This is a genomic window from Bradyrhizobium sp. SHOUNA76 (assembly GCF_023006445.1).
In the GTDB taxonomy this organism is placed as follows: domain Bacteria; phylum Pseudomonadota; class Alphaproteobacteria; order Rhizobiales; family Xanthobacteraceae; genus Bradyrhizobium.
Map to the genome: position 1 here is coordinate 1 of NZ_JALBHA010001146.1, position 497 is coordinate 497.

Below are 497 nucleotides of genomic sequence, written 5' to 3' on the forward strand. Positions count from 1 at the left end.
TGCTGCGGTTGCCGCGCAGGCACGCCAGCGCGCCGGGATCGCCCTCGCGCTCGGCCATTTCCAGCTGCGCCTCATAACCGTCGCCGAGCCAGAGCTTGATCTGCCACTCCACCGCCTCGCGCATCGGCGGCGTGTCCTCGATCACATCAACGGTCCAGCCCGCGCGCTCCAGCCGCTTGCCGGCATCGCTCACCGCATCCTTCACCTCCGGCGTGGTGGCAAGTCCGCCCGGATTGAGGCAAAGCGCGGCGCGCTTTTCCCGCACGGGACCTTGCAGCGGCACCGGCACGAACCAGGGGTCGCGGATGTCGCGGGCCGACATGGCTTCGAGCGAGATCCTGATGTCGTTGACCGTGCGCGCCAGCGGACCCGAGACCGCCATGATCTGCGGCCCGATCGGGCGCTCCGGCAGCGCCGGATTGAAGGCGGGGATGCGGCCGAGGGTCGGGCGCAGGCCATGCACGCCGCAGGCATAGGCGGGATAGCGGATCGAGCCG

General features: G+C 70.6%; 1 protein-coding gene. It reads right to left on the reverse strand.

From position 1 onward, the window contains the following. On the reverse strand, positions 1–497 hold a 497-nt coding region (locus MOV74_RS40215), incomplete at both ends, for an amidase family protein (RefSeq protein WP_246933111.1).